General features: G+C 42.8%; 12 protein-coding genes and 1 pseudogene. 5 read left to right on the top strand and 8 right to left on the bottom strand.

Annotated features, from left to right (window positions below; all coding sequences use genetic code 11):
* The first annotated feature begins 172 nt into the window (after positions 1–172).
* Positions 173–1,555, top strand: a complete 1,383-nt coding sequence (locus AC623_RS17350; RefSeq protein WP_049664849.1) for a sigma-54 interaction domain-containing protein — start codon at positions 173–175, stop codon at positions 1,553–1,555.
* A 40-nt stretch (positions 1,556–1,595) separates the two neighbouring features.
* On the opposite strand, the gene AC623_RS17355 is transcribed toward AC623_RS17350, so the two are convergent.
* The 6 genes from AC623_RS17355 to AC623_RS20815 form a co-directional block, all read right to left on the bottom strand.
* Positions 1,596–3,167 carry a BCCT family transporter gene (locus tag AC623_RS17355; RefSeq protein WP_231603545.1) on the bottom strand — a complete coding sequence of 524 codons (1,572 nt, stop codon included), beginning with the start codon at positions 3,165–3,167 and terminating at the stop codon, positions 1,596–1,598.
* A 323-nt stretch (positions 3,168–3,490) separates the two neighbouring features.
* Positions 3,491–4,522 (bottom strand): aromatic ring-hydroxylating oxygenase subunit alpha, encoded by a 1,032-nt coding sequence (locus AC623_RS17360; protein WP_049664853.1) that lies wholly within the window; start codon positions 4,520–4,522, stop codon positions 3,491–3,493.
* A gap of 266 nt (positions 4,523–4,788) precedes the next feature.
* Complete coding sequence (locus AC623_RS17365) at positions 4,789–6,282, bottom strand: amino acid permease (RefSeq protein ID WP_049664854.1); 1,494 nt, start codon at positions 6,280–6,282, stop codon at positions 4,789–4,791.
* A 136-nt stretch (positions 6,283–6,418) separates the two neighbouring features.
* Positions 6,419–7,921 carry an aminotransferase class I/II-fold pyridoxal phosphate-dependent enzyme gene (locus tag AC623_RS17370; RefSeq protein WP_049664856.1) on the bottom strand — a complete coding sequence of 501 codons (1,503 nt, stop codon included), beginning with the start codon at positions 7,919–7,921 and terminating at the stop codon, positions 6,419–6,421.
* 295 nt (positions 7,922–8,216) lie between these two features.
* Entirely contained in the window at positions 8,217–9,629 is a 1,413-nt protein-coding gene (locus AC623_RS17375) for a sigma-54 interaction domain-containing protein (protein ID WP_049664857.1), read from the bottom strand.
* A 336-nt stretch (positions 9,630–9,965) separates the two neighbouring features.
* On the bottom strand, positions 9,966–10,844 hold the full coding sequence (locus tag AC623_RS20815) for an HNH endonuclease (protein ID WP_053104169.1): 879 nt from the start codon (positions 10,842–10,844) through the stop codon (positions 9,966–9,968).
* Positions 10,845–11,140: 296 nt separating this feature from the next.
* On the opposite strand from AC623_RS20815, the gene AC623_RS17385 reads away from it, so the two are divergent.
* Positions 11,141–12,532 carry a VWA domain-containing protein gene (locus tag AC623_RS17385; protein ID WP_053104171.1) on the top strand — a complete coding sequence of 464 codons (1,392 nt, stop codon included), beginning with the start codon at positions 11,141–11,143 and terminating at the stop codon, positions 12,530–12,532.
* Between the two features lie 81 nt (positions 12,533–12,613).
* Here the strand turns inward: AC623_RS17385 and AC623_RS17390 are convergent, their stop codons facing one another.
* Entirely contained in the window at positions 12,614–13,297 is a 684-nt protein-coding gene (locus AC623_RS17390) for an SH3 domain-containing protein (protein WP_049664858.1), read from the bottom strand.
* A gap of 440 nt (positions 13,298–13,737) precedes the next feature.
* Here AC623_RS17390 and AC623_RS22395 point away from each other — a divergent pair.
* The 3 genes and pseudogenes from AC623_RS22395 to AC623_RS17400 all read left to right on the top strand — a co-directional run.
* A pseudogene (locus tag AC623_RS22395) lies at positions 13,738–14,634 on the top strand (cache domain-containing protein); the annotation flags it as partial.
* Positions 14,629–15,576 carry a methyl-accepting chemotaxis protein gene (locus AC623_RS22400; protein WP_442853579.1) on the top strand — a complete coding sequence of 316 codons (948 nt, stop codon included), beginning with the start codon at positions 14,629–14,631 and terminating at the stop codon, positions 15,574–15,576. The pseudogene AC623_RS22395 and the gene AC623_RS22400, both read left to right, overlap by 6 nt.
* Positions 15,577–15,696: 120 nt before the next feature.
* Positions 15,697–16,422, top strand: a complete 726-nt coding sequence (locus AC623_RS17400; protein WP_049664861.1) for a ZIP family metal transporter — start codon at positions 15,697–15,699, stop codon at positions 16,420–16,422.
* A gap of 286 nt (positions 16,423–16,708) precedes the next feature.
* On the opposite strand, the gene AC623_RS17405 is transcribed toward AC623_RS17400, so the two are convergent.
* Positions 16,709–17,134 carry an Hsp20/alpha crystallin family protein gene (locus tag AC623_RS17405; protein WP_049664863.1) on the bottom strand — a complete coding sequence of 142 codons (426 nt, stop codon included), beginning with the start codon at positions 17,132–17,134 and terminating at the stop codon, positions 16,709–16,711.
* Positions 17,135–17,154 lie beyond the last annotated feature (20 nt).

Consider the following 17,154-nt stretch of genomic DNA (forward strand, 5'->3'; position numbering starts at 1 on the left):
GACTTTCTTTATAAAAATGATATGTAATGGTTAATTGAAAGCAGGCGCTTGTCTTTTATTATCTTGTGATTAATTTTCAGAATAGATAGAATGTTATTTATCACAACAAGTGAATGAGGCGATTAGAGTTCATTGTCCTCTTCGCCGCACTACTCTTTTGGGGAGGCTCTATATGAATCCACTATCTAATCTTACTAAAAATGTAGATATGACTTTAGAATCGCTTGTAAAGATACTAGATTACTCATCGGATGAGATTTTTGTTCTTGATGGAAATAAGACCATCATTTATGTGAATAGCGCCTGTGAGAAACATTATGGATTAAAAAAAGAAGATGTTCTAGGCAAGTCTAGTGTAGAGCTGTTTGAGCAAGGCTATTGGAAACCATCTCTTGCTCCAGAAGTGTACGAAAAGAAAAAACCCCTCTTTATGAAGCAGACAACGAATCTTGGAGCCGAACTGCTTACATCGGCTATTCCGATATTAAACGAAAACAATGAGGTTGAATTAGTCGTCACCACTGCACGAGAGTTACAGAACTATAACCTGCTTAAACGAAAGGAGAAAACGGGTGTTTCAGCTGCTAAGCATTCAGAGCAAGCAGAAATCGATCTTATTACGAACTGTGAAAAAGTGAAGAGCATTTTAAAGTTTGCCCAAAAAATTGCGGTAACGAATTCAACTGTTTTAATTCAAGGAGAATCAGGGACAGGAAAAGGAGTGCTGGCTCGCTATATTCACCAAACAAGCAAAAGAAAGGAAGGCCCCTTTTTAACCATTAACTGTGCCGCTATCCCTGCTGAACTACTTGAATCGGAGCTTTTTGGCTACAACCCAGGCGCTTTTACCGGCGCTAATCGAACAGGAAAAATAGGCCTGCTCGAGGCTACTGATCAAGGGACACTTTTCTTAGACGAGATCGGTGAAATGTCGTTAAGTCTTCAGGCAAAGCTTCTTCAAGTCATCCAGGACAAAAAATTTATTCCTGTTGGCGGCTATGAAGAGAAGAAAGTGGATATACGCATCATCGCTGCTACGAATCGAAACTTGGCTGAGATGGTGCAGCAGAGGCAATTCCGGGAAGATTTATATTACCGTTTAAATGTCATTGATATTAAAATGCCGCCTCTAAGGGAACGACAAGAAGACATTATCCCGCTCTCCTACAATTTTTTGCACACCTTTAATCGTCTTTATGAAATGAACAAGCTCATTTCCCAAGAATGCCTTGATATGTTGACGTATTATTCTTGGCCAGGAAACGTACGGCAATTAGAGAATTTAATCGAAAGACTCGTTGTGACGAGTGATTCCATCATTGATGTATCCGATCTTCCCGAAACGATCTATGAAAGTATTCAGGACAATCCCGCTCTCTCTCCCCCTTCCTCTCTCAATGAAGCGGTAGATAGAGCCAAAAGAGAGATTGTCCGCAAATCGTTTCAAAAACATAAAAGCTCGCGAAAGGTTGCCAAAGACTTAAAAATCAGCCAGACAAACGCAGTGAAGCTCATCCAAAAATATTGCGAAGACCTGCGCGATCATTCATTTTAGCCAAAACAGGAGCCATCCTAGATAGGATGGCTCCTGTTTTTCAGCTCGATTTTTTCTCTGATGCATACTCATCCTTTTCAGATCGATCAAGCGAAACTTCCTGAGTTCCATAATCCTCTTTTAGCCATTTTAATAGAGAAATTAAAATGATAAGGGAAATAAACATGATCGGAAATCCAGTAATGACGGACAGTGTCTGCAAGGCCTGCAGTCCACCCCCATACATCAGCACAATCGCGACAGAGCCGATAATCAGCGCCCAAGATAAACGAATCCACCTGGCCGGTTCCTTTTCTTCTGTCGTAGCTTTTGTTGACATAAATGAAAGAGTATACGCCGCAGAATCAATCGTCGTTGCCAGGAAAATAAACGCTAGAACAATGAAAACAGCAAGCACAACGTGTGAGCCCCAAGGCATTGCCTGAATCATAGCCACGATCGCTGCTGGCGCCCCTTCATTTTGAAGAATATCAATCACCGGCAGAATGTTATTTAATTCAAAATAAAGACTCGTATTGCCAAATACCGAGAAGGCTAACGCACAGCCGAGAGTTCCGCCAATACACATGGCGAAGACGACAGAACGGATTGTTCTTCCTTTCGAGATTCTAGCGGTAAACATTGCCATAAACGGAGCTAAAGCAAACCACCACGCCCAGTAAAAAATCGTCCAGTCTTGGGCGAAGGTGGAGCCGCCTACCGAATCTGTATACAGACTCATTCTCAAAAAGTTTTGCAGCAGCAAACCCATGCTGTCCGTAAACTTGTTAATGATAAAAACAGTCGGTCCCGCGATAAAAAAGAATAAGGCAAAGGCAAGATAAATATGAATATTAATGTCACTTAACACCTTTAATCCTTTTTTCAATCCAAAATATAAACTTGCTGAAAAGATCATTGTCCAGAATGCGATAATGGCGACATCGAGCCCCAGGGAACGTTCAATGCCAAATAGTTTTGATACCGCCTGTGATAACATTGGTGTCCCTAAACCGAGCGATGTTCCAACACCGCCGACGATCCCAAACATAAACAGAATATCAATACACTTTCCTAAATAGCCATCTACCCGGTCCCCAAGCACTCCCCGGCAGGCTGAGCTAAGACGAGTGTTGGGTATCTTGCGAACGTACAGCGCATAGGCTAAAGCGATGGAAGGAAGACAGTACACGGAAAAACCCATAAAGCCCCAATGAAAAATTCCATAAGTCGATGCCCATTCCGCTGCTTCTACACTTTTCGGAGCGATTCCAAATGGAGGTGCCGTATAATAATAGCTCCACTCAATAAATCCCCAATATAATAAGCTCGAGCCTGCCGTTGAGGTAAAGATTAACCCGATCCAGCTGGCAGTAGAAAACTCCGGTTGATCATGTTTATCCCCTAGTTTAATATTTCCATACTTACTCATCGCCAAATAAAGCAAAACTACGAAGATTAAAAAGGTCACCAGTAAATAAAGCGAGCCAAATTTGCCGCTGATCAGTCCCAATATACTTCCTAAAAATTGATTTCCTTTTTCAGGGTTAATCAGTACAGGGACTGTAAAAATTGCTAACACAAGCAGCGCCGTTGAAAAAATAAATCGATCTATCCTCGATTGTTCCATCATCAATCCCCCTCTTTCTGTATATTCTGACTTTTACCACTAAAAGACATCCATTCGAGATGTAGATACAGTCTACTTGATATACTATCAGGCTGATTGAAAGCGTTTGCCTTTCGAGGCGCGAAACCTGACGAGGAGCGGAGTCATGAGCACCACAGACAGGCGAGCAACGAAGCAAGCGAACGTTTGTCAACAGCCTGCATTCTCTTTCTTCATTTTATCGAAAAGAAAAATTCAGCGCTATCCAATTTGAATGAGAAGCTTTTATTCAAGCATAAGATACGCTGAATGCAACGATCAAGAACGTTTCTCATGGATTAAAACCTTTACTTCATCGCTTCTTTAATTTGTTGGTGAAAATGATGCAAAGCGTGTTCAGTCGGTGAATAAACGCCTCTTTTAAAAGCTTGGGTGCGGAAGCCCATTTGCAAAAGCTCTACAAGCTCAAAGTCTTCTTCCCGTACTTGATCAACAAACTTGATGAGTTCCTCCTGCTCTTCGGATACTTCCTCTGTTGGGAAGTAGTAACTGTAAATAGCGAGTGATTGATCAGGGGAAAGCGGTAGAATCTGGCTCGTTGTCATATTTCCGGAACCGGGATAAATACTAATCATCATATTAGGCCATACCCAATAGAACTGGGCTGGTTCTTCACTTTTTCCATTCGTTAGACGCGAATACTGGCAACTATAATTCTTATAGAGATCGATATTATAATTTTTCATATCGAAGGTTTTAGAAAAAGCCGGATGAGCAATCAGGCAATGGTCACATTCCAGGTAATTATCGACGACCGCTTTCCAGTTCGCCTCAATTAACCGCTCACTTACTCTTACTTTTTTCAAAGAAGCAAGGAAAGGATATTGATCCAACCCGCCCATTAATTCTTCGTAAACATCTCTGAGAGAGGAGGCTTCTGGATCTAAATTAATAAAAATCATCGATTGATAGACAGCTAATTTGACTGGCGTCATGCAGCTGTGCTCTCCTAAATCCGTCGTCTTGAAATTAGGTGCTTTATTTAGTTTGCCGTCTAAATGAAATGTCCAGCCATGATAAGAGCACATAAAAATTTTCTTGTTGCCTTCTTTGCTGCGCTCCACTTTTGCTCCCCGGTGAGGACAAATATTATAAAAAGCATGCAGCTCCCCGTCCTGGTCACGGCTAATAATGATAGATTCTCCTGCAATTTCAAATGTGAAAAAATCACCTTTCCGTTCTACCTGGCTTACATGCCCGGCCAGAACCCAGCTCTTTAGAAAGATCTTCTGTCTCTCTTCTTCAAAAACTTCAGGATTTACATAATTTTCATAAGGCAGTGTGTACCCCAATTGCTTTGCTTCTTCTTTAACATTCATAAAAATTCTCCTCCCCAATATTAAGTCATAAAAATGATGCCTTTCTATCTATAATGCAATAGCTGTGCCAATAGCCAATAGGGGTAGAAAAGCCGTTAAAATCACTCTTTTCAAGAAGAAAGTGAGTTTTTTTACGTTCAGGTGAGTTTTTTTAAAATCATTTTCCCATAAAAAAGAGAGTGCCTTTTTTCGGCACTCTCCTTCTTATTTTCCATTCACCGTTGTGTGAAATTTGTGAGCGCTTCCATAATGGAAAGCTGTCACGATTATGATTTGTTAAAATTACATTTCTCTAGTGGTACAATTTTTGTTTTCTTTATAAATTTATACCCTAACCAAACAGCAATGAACAATGGAAGACCGATGTAGGAAATGATCGCTCCATTCCAGTCAACTGCTCCGCTTGTGAAAGCGCTGTAATTTTGTCCTAAAATAACAATAATACAGAGTGTAAGGGCGAATAGAGGACCAAACGGGAACCACTTTGCCCGGTAAGGCAAGTCACGCAAGTCGCGGCCTTGGGCTATATAAGCTCGTCGGAAACGGTAGTGGCTAATCGCAATTCCAACCCAGGCAATAAAGCCGGACATCCCTGATGCATTTAATAACCAAATATAAACCGCTCCGTCACCAAAGAAAGAAGCAAGAAACGCAAGTGTCCCCATAAGAGAGGTCATAATCAAAGCGTTTACTGGTACCCCACGACGATCTAACTTAGATAAAAATCTTGGTGCTTTTCCTTCTCTAGCCAAATCCCACAGCATCCGAGTAGAAGCATACATCCCTGAGCTTCCCGCTGATAGAACGGATGTTAAAATAATCGCATTCATCACCGATGCAGCAAAGGCAACTCCCGCCTGATCAAATACAAGCGTGAACGGACTCACCGTGACCTCATCACTTGCCAGGCTTGCTGTCGTATACGGAATAATCAGACTAATGATGAGAATAGCAAAGATATAAAAGAGCAGAATACGCCAGAATACTTGTCGAACCGCTTTCGGAATCGAACGGGACGGATTATCCGTTTCACCGGCAGCTACCCCGAATAACTCGGTTCCTTGGAAGGAGTAACCGGCCGCCATAAAAATCCCTAGAATGGTCATAAATCCACCGTGGAATGGAGCATCACCGATCGTAAAGTTTTTAAAGCCAATGTATTCTCCGCCAAGAATACCAAAAATCATCATGACCCCAACGATTAAAAAGACAATAACCGTTACGACTTTAATCATTGAAAACCAATATTCTGATTCTCCAAATCCTTTAACAGAAAGGTAATTTAATGAGAAAATAATCGCTAAACACAAGCCGCTCCACAGAATGGAAGGACTATTTGGAAACCAAAATTTCATAATGAGCGTGACAGCCGCAAGCTCGGAGGCAATTGTGATCGCCCAGTTGTACCAATAGTTCCAGCCGAGAGCAAATCCTAGAGACGGGTCTACGAAGCGGGTGGCATACGTACTGAATGAACCGGCAACAGGCAAAAAGGCGGCCATTTCTGCGAGGCTGATCATAACAAAATACACCATAATCCCGATAGCTCCATAAGCGAGAAGAGCTCCTCCCGGTCCTGCTGTATGAATGGCGCTCCCACTGGCGAGGAATAGACCGGTTCCGATCGTTCCGCCAAGGGCGATCATCGTTAAATGTCTTGATTTTAAATTTCGTTTTAACTCCTGCGGTGACTCTTGTACTCTCTGATTCTCTGCCTCAGTTGAAGATAAAACCGTAGATTGAGAGGCGTTATTTGGCATACATTGTTCCCCCTTTTTTCTGATGAGGACTTGTCATGTTCTGCTTGCGGATTCTTCGGTTGTGCATTCCAGTCTTCATACTTTTGTGTAACCAGCCGCAGCCTCCTGCAGATGCGGCGGCTGATTGAATGCTAAACTACTCTAATACGTATAGTGTTTTAAGCGTGTCATCGGAAGGGCTTTGGAAATAGGCGCCCATTTCCTTCAACTCTCTAATGGTTTGCACATGAGTGGCCGTAATTTCTTCACCAGGTGTTAACAACGGAATCCCCGGCGGATAAGGAAGAATCATTTCTCCACAGAGGGAGCCAACCGCCTCCTCCAGTGCCACTTTTTTACGCGGCATATGGAAAGCATCCCGTAAAGAGACTTCCTGCTTATACAACGTTCCTTCTGCTGCGAAAAGAACCGTTTCTCCTTTTTCTTCCTTTTCAGTCATAGCCCACTGCTGCAGCTTTTGGTCAATGGCTTTAATAGCGTCCACTACTTTATCAATGTCTTCTTGTTCTTCATTTAGTGAAAACAAAAAGACGATATTGCGCGGGTCGCTGATCTCGGCCGTGCAGCCTTGCTCATAAAACATATCCAACAGCTGATAACCGGAGACAATTTCATTGTTACAGGAGATAATCCACTTTAGCGGATCACGGTAATGAACTTCTTTGCTTCCTTCCCAGATGGAAAGCGCTTGCAACTCGTCTGCAAGAGCAATGCGTCTTTCTTCCAAACGCTTCACGGTTTCTTTTAAATGAGCTCGGCCCTCTGTCACTAAATAACGTCTTGCCAAATCCAAAGAAGCTAATAGCGGGTAGGAAGGACTTGTTGACTGAATCATTCCAAGCACTTGTGCCAGCCGCTCACGGGAAACACGATTTCCTTTTACGTGGAGCATGGAAGCCATCGTCATCGCTGTAAGCATTTTATGTGTAGATTGGACAACGACATCTGCACCTTTAGAAAGAGCCGACGGCGGCACTTCTTCCGCTTGCCCAAAATGTGCGCCATGTGCTTCATCGACAATAAGAGGGACACCAGCTTTGTGACAAGTCTCTGCTAAATGAGTAATATCCTGGCTCATTCCGTAATAATTAGGGTTTGTAATCCATACTCCCTTCACATCCGGGTTTTCCTTCAACGCTTTCTCGATAAAATAAATGTCAGACATTTTCGCTACTTTCGTCGTGGATTCAATAGCCGGTGCAATAAAAATTGGCTGAGCGCCTGCCAGCATTAAACCATGGAATACGGATTTGTGCATGTTACGCTGTACGAGAATTTTATCCCCAGGTGCACACAGCGTAAGAGCTACCCCAATGTTTCCAATTGTGCTTCCGCCTACTAAAAAGAAAGTATGATCGGCTCCAAACGCTTCTGCTGCTAGATTCTGCGCATCGGCAATAAAATCAGTCGGATGATGCAAATCGTCGATTCCTACTGATTCAGTCGCATCAATTTTTAATATACTGTCAAAGCGGTCAAATGCTTCCCTGTCAAATACCCGCCCATCCTTATGTCCTGGAACGTGCATCGATGTACGTTTGCTTGCTTCATATAAACAAAGAGCCTCATAAAGTGGTGCCGCTGTGTGATCAACTTTAGAATGAGGTGCTTCAGGTAAGTTCGTAATAGTAAGATTCATTCTCTTTCTCCTCTCATGCATTTTTTAATAGCACTGCCTTAAACGAATGTCACCTTTCTCTATAGCAAGTTGTATGCCAAAAAGGGTGACGCTTCTCATAAACCTTGCAGCAGCGCGAAAAATTAATTTTCCCGAGGAAAAATAGAGAGAATATTTCATAAAATGACCCTGCTAAACCAAATAAAAACCGCCGAAATTTCGGCGGTTAAAAACAGAGAAACAGCTGCACTTTTTTCAAGACAGAGGGCATGAAGCTTGAATATCATAAACAATAAGGAAAACCGCTCGAGTGATTTTACAATATATTTAGCTTCGTCAATTTATATTGCAGTGTTTGTCGGGGAACATCTAGTAACTTCGCTGCCTGTTGAATATTCCCCTCTGTTTCTGCTAGCGCCTGTCTGATCAAATTTTCTTCGGTTTTGATGAGTGCTTTGCGCAATGGCTGCAACGGAATGTCCTCTATCTTCACTGGCGCCGGGGCACTTCCGGCAATATGCATTGGAATGGACTCTACTGTAATAACATCGCCATCCATGATGTTCATTGCCGATTCAATCGCATGCTCTAGCTCACGGACATTTCCCGGCCAGTCATAACGGTTAAAAACAGCTCTAACCTCATCATCTACCTTCATCACAAGCTTGTTAAAAAGAAAATTGTATTTTTGGATAAAGTGATCCGTCAGCAGCGGAATATCCGCTTTTCGCTCTCGAAGCGGCGGGATTTGCAAATTGATTACATTGAGACGATAGTATAAATCTGACCGCAATGTTTTTTCGCGAAGACAAACATCTGCTGTCTCGTTCATCGCAGCGATGATCCGAACATTCACTTCATGCTCCTTCGTTCCACCTACTCTGCGGATTACACCGTTTTCCAGCACCCTTAATAACTTAGCTTGAATATCGAGAGGCATGGAATTGATTTCATCTAAAAAAAGTGTGCCACCATCTGCAATCTCGAACAAACCAGGGCGATCAACAGCGCCCGTATAACTTCCCTTCGCGGTTCCAAACAAAATACTCTCGAGCAGTGAGGAAGGAATCGCCGCACAATTCTGTGCAATGAAGGGATTGGATTGGCGGGGAGAGGCATTATGGATCGACTGAACGAGCAACTCTTTTCCTGTTCCGGTTTCTCCATAGATTAGAATGGGCGATGAAGTCAAGGCTACCTTTAACGCCTTCTTTTTTAACTGTTCAAGAGCAGGATCATTCGTAATAATATCTGTTACTTGATACTTTGCACCAGTCTGGCTGTTCGAAGTTTTTTTCTGACGCTGCCCTGTTTCCACCCTTGCCTGCAAATCAATCAGTTTTTCGGAAAGCTGCTTTACCTTTGTTAAATCTTTCGCAATCTCAACAGCCCCAACCAGTTCCCCGTCTACTTTGATCGGCAGTGTCGTGTTCACCATATCGATCAACGTTCCACGCAAATTGTAATAAGATTGGTGCTGATTATAGATCGGTTCTCCTGTTTGAATCACTTTTATTAAGGTACTGGTGGCGCTAGACAGAGAAGGAAACGCTTCCAATAAGTGCTTGCCCAGTACCTCCTCCCGCTCGACGTTATCATGCTTAGCAGCCACATGATTGTAAAAAATCGTTATGCCATTAGCATCCACCGCATGAATGCCTTCATCAATCGTGCCCAAAATCGCCTGAATCATCTTCATTTCTTTCGTGTCGGTTGCATTCAATAGCATTTTGAACAAGTCTCCTTTTCCACTTACCAAAGGCTTAAAGTATAGCTAAGATCGACAGGCTGACTAAAAATATGTTTAGACAAGAAGCCAGAAAAACGAACTTTTGGCCGCAGCCTGCACTTTATTCCATTTTAAGACAGATCCCTATCATAGAATCAATGCCGGATTTTTGTCGTCGGGTGCCTAATTTTCGGCACTTCTTTGGATCAACCCTTGCGGCATTTTATAATTTTTACCATTTATTCCTATTCCATTATAATCACTATCCTTTTTTAAGTACAGATTAATTTCGCAGCTATCTGCCTCAAACAGCCGCGACAGCGATCCATTCTCCTGTTAGCGATACTCCGCTCCGCCTCCCCAAAGCTCGCGGCCGCCGGTATGTCCCGTTTGATGATGTACTTCCTTGTCTATAAGCTCAAGCGTCCCTGGTTCTTCACTATGATGCCAGACGTAGCCAGGCGGCGTATCTCCTGCAGCGAGCGCCTGCTTGTCCGCTGTGTTTAACCCAAGCTCATCTGCTAATCCTGGGTTTTTTTCAATCGCCTCGTGTAACGTTTCATTGGCGACGGCAAAATGGATATCATCACTTTGCCAATACAACTCTTCAGCTATTACTACGCGAAACTCAGAGTCGAACACAGGAAATGTTCCTTCTATTCTATCGCCACCAGGCAATTCTACTGTCTTTTCCACAAACGGCACACCGGTTTCCGGATGTTCGTAACCGCTCAAATGATCATTGCGCGTATCAATCTCCTCGGCCTCCGCGATATCAGCTCCGTCAACCAAGTCAATCACACCAATAGCAAATGTCGTCACTACCGCCACTTTCCCGATATTTTTCAGTCCATTTAGCGCTTGGTCCTTGTCACCTGCTGCTGCCCCTTTAACCACTTCTGCTGCATTGCCCGCTGTGTACTTAATCGTGCCGCCGATGCCTTTTATCGTTTTGCCAGCTGAATCCTTTAAATCAGCGAGACCTTGCTGTTGATAATGCTCATCTTTCTTCACGAGCCCATATGTACCTTGTACAGCTCCGTCCACAAACTGACCGGCATTTTCTAAAGCAGCCGCAGAAGCCGTCTTTACACTGTCTCCTGCTTCTTCGATCCACTTCTGCTTTAGCGCTTTTCCCCCAAGTTTTACAGCTCCTCCAATCACCGTTCCTCCAGCTTTTCCAACTGTCTTCCCAATCCAGCGTCCTGCTCCCATTCCTCATTCTCCTTCTCTCGTTCAATCATTCTTGCTTTATCTATCTGTTAGTAAGTAGTTCTATATTACCACAATAAAAAAGAATAACAGTTTTTTACTATTGATTGCAGAGGAAAGAATCAAAGTACAATAGCATCTATTTTGTAAGAAAAACACCACTCTACACGGGCCTTTCACTAGACTAAAGACGCATATAAAAGAGACTTATCCACCTCCTAATAGTTTCCTTTTTCATCTAGTTTCCCTCACCTCCATTTGTCATAATAGACACTATAAACATTTCTAGGAGGGAAAAGATGAGGAAATCGATATCAAGACAAAGCTGCCTGCTTATCTGGGTAGTTTGCTTGCTGCTCCTTGCGGCTTGTTCTGATCATTCGAAGACTGTCGAGGCTAATGAGCCAAAAACGACAGCAAAGGCTGAACCGGTTAAAGAAATTCCTAAAGCTGCTAGAACAGTTGAGGGCATGATTACTCAAAAAGCTGGATGGTTAATGGAGAAGCATTTTGATAAAAAGATCGAAGCGGTCAAAACGATCGACTGGTTTAAATATCGCAATTTTTACGACGTGACGTTCGAGCCTATTATGGAGAAAGAAGTTAGCAGCTACTTTGAAAAGCACAAGCAGCCAACCGCTAATGAAGTATATGACTATCTCGTCTACACATTAGGATCAGGACAATATGAACGATTTTACCAGCCCCTTTCCACCTTTAGCCATGGCTTTCAAGCACCTGACTTGCCTACCGGAGAAGATCAAGCCAATAAGAAGCCAAAGCAGGCAAATGTCATCGCATTAATAGATGCGAGCGGCAGCATGAAAGCCGCAGTGCCGGGCGGAGTAAAAATGGATTTAGCGAAAGAAGCGGTTCAACAATTCGTTTCTGAACTGCCAACAGGAACAAACGTATCCCTTCTCGTCTATGGACATGTCGGAACTGGAAGTGATGCTGATAAAGCGAAGTCATGCCAAGCTATTGAATCTGTATTTCCGTTGGCAGCATATGAAAAAGAGGCCTTCCAAAAAGCGACAGACTCCTTTCAAGCAAGCGGATGGACCCCACTTGCTGGAGCCATCAATAAAGCGGCAGACATTCTTTCCGCCTACTCTGCTGATGAATATGTCAACAGCGTGTATATCGTTAGTGACGGTATAGAAACCTGTGACGGCGATCCTGTGGCGGCCGCCAAGAAACTACAGGCTCAAGCTATTCAAGCAAAGGTAAATATTATCGGATTTGACGTTGATGACCTTGGCCAAAAACAACTGAAAGCCGTAGCCGAAGCAGGCGGCGGCGCATATGCCACCGTTAAAACGAAAGACGAACTTGAAACACAAATGATCAAAAAATGGCGCCCTTCTATTTTTGAAATCGTTGGGAAGCAAGGCGTGCCGCTCAATGAATATGTCGATAAAACGGGCGAGCTAACCGATTACAAGATGCACTTAATCGATTTAAGCAACTACGAAAAAAATCGGATTGCGAATGCTGTTTACTTTTTATCCAACCATCAACTGATCGACGACAAAACAAAAGAAGAGACCCTTGCCCTTGCTGAAGACATGAACGAGCTGCGCAACGATCACTTTACGAAAGTATATGAAATGAAAAAGCAGGAATTAGAAGAGGCCAAAAACAGGATTGACAAGGAAGTGTCGGATTGGAAGGAACAATGGAAGGAATAAGCTTGAGAGTATTCTCTGTTCATGACAGAACAAAAAGAGAAGTGCCCTTTAGGCACTTCTCTTTTCTACTTCCATATTCTCTTAATCCGTCTTCATTGCTCCGTTATCCGGATCAACGATTAAAAAGTAATAGCCATACGGCGTCCCTTTAAATCCTACCTTTGCCCGGTAAACATCGCGCTCCCCTTCATAATAGCTCATTTTAATTTCTTTGTCCGGAGACGGTTCACTATTCAAAATCAATTGTTCCGCTTCCTTCAATGTTAATCGGCTTTTAAATTTCAGATGAGCAGTTGTTACGTAAGCTTTCTTGCCATTATACCTAATTTCTGACCAGCCTTCCGTATCAGTCGCATATACAGCAGTAGTTGTTCCTCTTTTAAGTTTCCCCATCACTTTTGCCTGCTGGCTTGGGGTTGCCCGAACGCTGAGAGTGGGAGAGGCCAGTACAATAGCTTCTTTTTTGAATGTACCTGTTGCATTCGCTATCGGCACTAGGTAAGCAGAGGCTATATAACCTGCTCTATTGTTGTATTTAATCTTGGCCCATCCTCCAGGCTCTGTACTATATACATACACCCTCGTCCCTTTTTTCAATGTGCCTATTACTTTTGCCTTTTGGTTTGGCTTTTCCCGCACATTAAGCTGTGTATCCACCTTTACAGTATAGGATCCCGGACCATTCACTGCTGCCTGTGGCGAATAAACTGGCAAGCAAGCTAGACTCAGGAGAAAAGTTAACATGACGGCTAATCGTTTTTTCATTTGGCTCCCCCTTATGATGTTTTTCATTTCAAAAGACCTATTAAAATAATACCATAATAAAAGATATAATTTTACTTAAAATTAATTTAATTCCATATTATTCACTGCCTATTAGAATAAAAACTTTAAGGCTTATGAGCAAGAAATATCTAATTTATTTGACTATTTACATGCAAAATTTTTAGCGCTTTCATGTTAAAATTTTGCATTGTTTACCGATACATACAATTGTCTCTATATGGTTGGAACCTTTTCATTCCAAACAGCCAAAGAAGAACGATTACAGAAAAGAGGTTTTTTTGATGGGAAGCAGCTTTACATATTTCAAAAATATAAGTCCAAAATTGATTTTATCTTTTTCCTTTATCTTGATTATTCCAGCACTTATAATCGGAGCTCTTTCCTATGGGACAGCCAAAAAAGCAGTAGAGCATGAGATGATGGCCGGCTTTTCCGATAGCATCAACTTGCTGAACACGTCCATTGATAACACGATCCAAGCGAAAATCCATGACATTGAGACGTTTTCTAAAAGTGTCGCGCTCTCCTCTTATAAAGGCGAACAAAGCCCAGAGCTGCGTCAAAAGCTAGCGCAGTATTCCAAGCTGCACCCGGAAGTTTATAGCATCTATGTCGGCACGAATACGGGATTATTTATCGAGGAGCCAGTGATTACCGATACGTCCACTTATGATCCGCGGACAAGAGATTGGTACAAAGAATCGATGAACAAAAAAGGTGAAATGGTTGTCTCCGAGCCTTATCCTGATGTCACAACAGGCGACATGGTCGTCACAGTTTCCAAAGCGACAGAAGATGGATCGGGCGTTGTTGGCGTTGATATTAGCTTAAATTATATCCAGGGACTTATTAAACAGGTGAAAATCGGCGAAAAAGGCTATGCCTTTCTTTTAGATAAAGACCAGACCGCCATTGTTCATCCTTCTGTTAAAGCGGGAGAACAGGTCAAGGCCGCATTCTACCAAAAGATGTACGACAAGAATAAGGGACAACTCGAATATGAGGACAAAGGCAGCGAACAAATCATGAGCTTTGCGACGAATGAATTGACTGGCTGGAAAATAGGCGGAACGGTGAAATATTCAGAGGTCACCGCAGCTGCTTCTCCTATTTTCAAAAAGACCTTATTTGTCATTTTGCTCTCCATACTAGCAGGTGCTGCCATTGTTTTCTTCATTATTAAATCCATTATCAAACCGCTTAGAGAACTAAAAGAGCAAGCGATCACCGTAAGCAAAGGCAACTTAACAGAACAGGTTAACATCGAGACAAACGATGAAATTGGACACTTGGCGCAAGCCTTTAACGACATGCAAGAGAATATTAAACGGCTCGTTCAAAAAATCGAATATAACGCAGAACAAGTAGCAGCCGCTTCACAAGAATTAACAGCAAGTGCCGAACAAACAAGCGCAGCAACAGAACAAGTCGCCGTATCGGTCCAGGAAGTCGCCGGCGGTGCCGAAAAACAAACAGCTGGCATTGACCAGACAGCCCGCTCCTTAAATGAAGCAGCACAAGGAACGACTCAAATTGCCGACCGTTCTGCCAAAGTGTCTGACCTTGCGCAGCATACAACGACTCAAGCAGAAGAAGGCGGCGAAGCTCTTGGCAATACTGTCAAACAAATGCATTCTATTCATCAGTCTGTTGCGGAATCTAATACGATGATTCAATCTTTATATGAACGTTCCAAAGAAGTGAGCTCTATTTTAGATGCGATCACCGGAATTGCCGAGCAAACTAACTTGCTCGCTCTTAATGCGGCCATTGAAGCAGCAAGAGCTGGCGAACATGGCAAAGGGTTCGCGGTTGTAGCGGATGAAGTCCGCAAGCTAGCCGAACAATCGCAACAGTCAGTGAAAGAAATTTTCGATATCGTTCAAGGCATTCAAAAGGATACAGAGAACTCCGTACAAGTCATGTCCCGTGTAACAAACGATGTGCAAACTGGTGTAGATATTTCAAATGAAGCAATCGAAAAGTTTAAACGGATCCTTCAAAGTACGAGAGAGATCACTCCGCAAATGGAGGAAGTATCGGCTACAGCCCAACAAATGGCCGCAGCTGTTCAAGAGGTCACTGAGGTTACGACTGAATTAGCCATCATTGCAAAAGGCAATGCAGCGACGTCAGAGGAAGTCGCCGCATCGACAGAGGAACAATTAGCTTCCATGGAAGAAATCTCGGCCTCCGCACAAGCCTTATCCTCCATGGCGGAAGAATTAAAAGAGCTTATTTCTGTCTTTAAATATTAAAAACTAATAAAGCGTGCTGTCTTGAAAATCTACTTATCTTCAAGGCAGTACGCTTTCTTTATGTGTAAGCGCAGATATTAAGGGAATAAACCAAAAGAATCTAGTGAAAGGAGCGATGTTATGGGTGAAGCTTTGCTTTGGGGTGCAATCGCCGGTGCAGCCAATCTATTAGGAGCTGTTATTGTATTACTTACTTCCCTCCCGAAGAAGCTGATTGGGTATATCATGGCACTCGGAACAGGCGCGCTCATTGCAGCTGTTTCTTATGAGCTTCTTGAAGAAGCCTTAGAGCTGAGCGGATTAAAAGAAATTGCATTTGGCTTTCTTGGCGGTGCTATTATTTTTACTGTTTTTGATATGATAATTAGTCGAAAAGGCGCCCAACATCGCAAGCGTTCTGGTGAAGGAAGTGCTTCGCCGGATGGCTCCGGCTCGGGAATGGCTATTTTTATCGGAACCATTATGGATGCCATTCCTGAAGCAGCGATGATCGGGCTAGGCCTTATTAGCGGCGGCGTGAACTCTGCACTCGTTACCGCTATTTTTATTAGTAACGTCCCAGAAGGACTCTCTAGTACATCCGGTCTTCGAAAAGGCGGATTCAGCAAGAAGAAGGTTCTAATGATGTGGCTGTTCGTCCTCATTGCTTCTGCTCTTAGTTCTCTTGCCGGCTATGTCTTTCTTGATCACGCTTCCGACAGTATGAGAGCCATTCTTCGTGCCTTCGCAGCTGGCGGCATTATCGCTATGATTTCCTCTACCATGGCACCGGAAGCTTACGAGAAAGGCGGTCCTGTCGTCGGGTTTATCACTGCATGCGGTATCTTTATTACGTTGCTTCTTTAATCAGGATGACTGTCCTTTTTCTGGACACCATCCTTTTTATTTTTTAGTTAGCAGCTGGATTGTGAGCGATTTTTTGTTGTTTATGAGCGGAGTGTACAATTTATGAGCGAACCTTTGTCGAATGTGAGCGGAGCCATAGGGTTTATGAGCGAAACACACATTTTATAGTTTAAACTAACTAACTTGTTCCTATTGTTCTTTTTTCTTGATCTACTATTTCTTTCATTTTCAGCAAACAAAAAAGCACTGCTTTAAAAGCAGCACTTTAAGACCCGTTTATACAACTTCATTCCTCTTCTTTAATTAAAACACTTTGATTACTGCCAATTGGCATAAGTCTAACTAACCGAACAGCGAGCAGGCCTTTTTTATAGGAAGCGTTAATCTGGTCGGTTTTCACAGAAAAAGGCAGGTTCACCACACGTGTAAAGCTTCCTTCGTTAAACTCTTCTTGAATAACGCGAAACTCACCTTCTTTAAAGCGAATATCACAGCTAACCTCCAGCATCTTCTCGTTCACAATCAACCGGATATCTTCTACTTTTTTGACGCCCGGCAGCAGAAACAAACACATTAGCTCATCTTTCGATTCATATAAGTTCATGCGCAGCTGGTTTTCCGTTCCTTTAAAATACTGATTAAACTTTTCTTCCACTTCCCCGTCAAAGAACTTTTTAAATAAAGAATCCCATCCATCAAAGTAGTTATCCATCCATATTCACCACTTTTTAT

Source organism: Bacillus sp. FJAT-27231 (assembly GCF_001183975.1).
Lineage (GTDB): Bacteria > Bacillota > Bacilli > Bacillales > Domibacillaceae > Pseudobacillus > Pseudobacillus wudalianchiensis.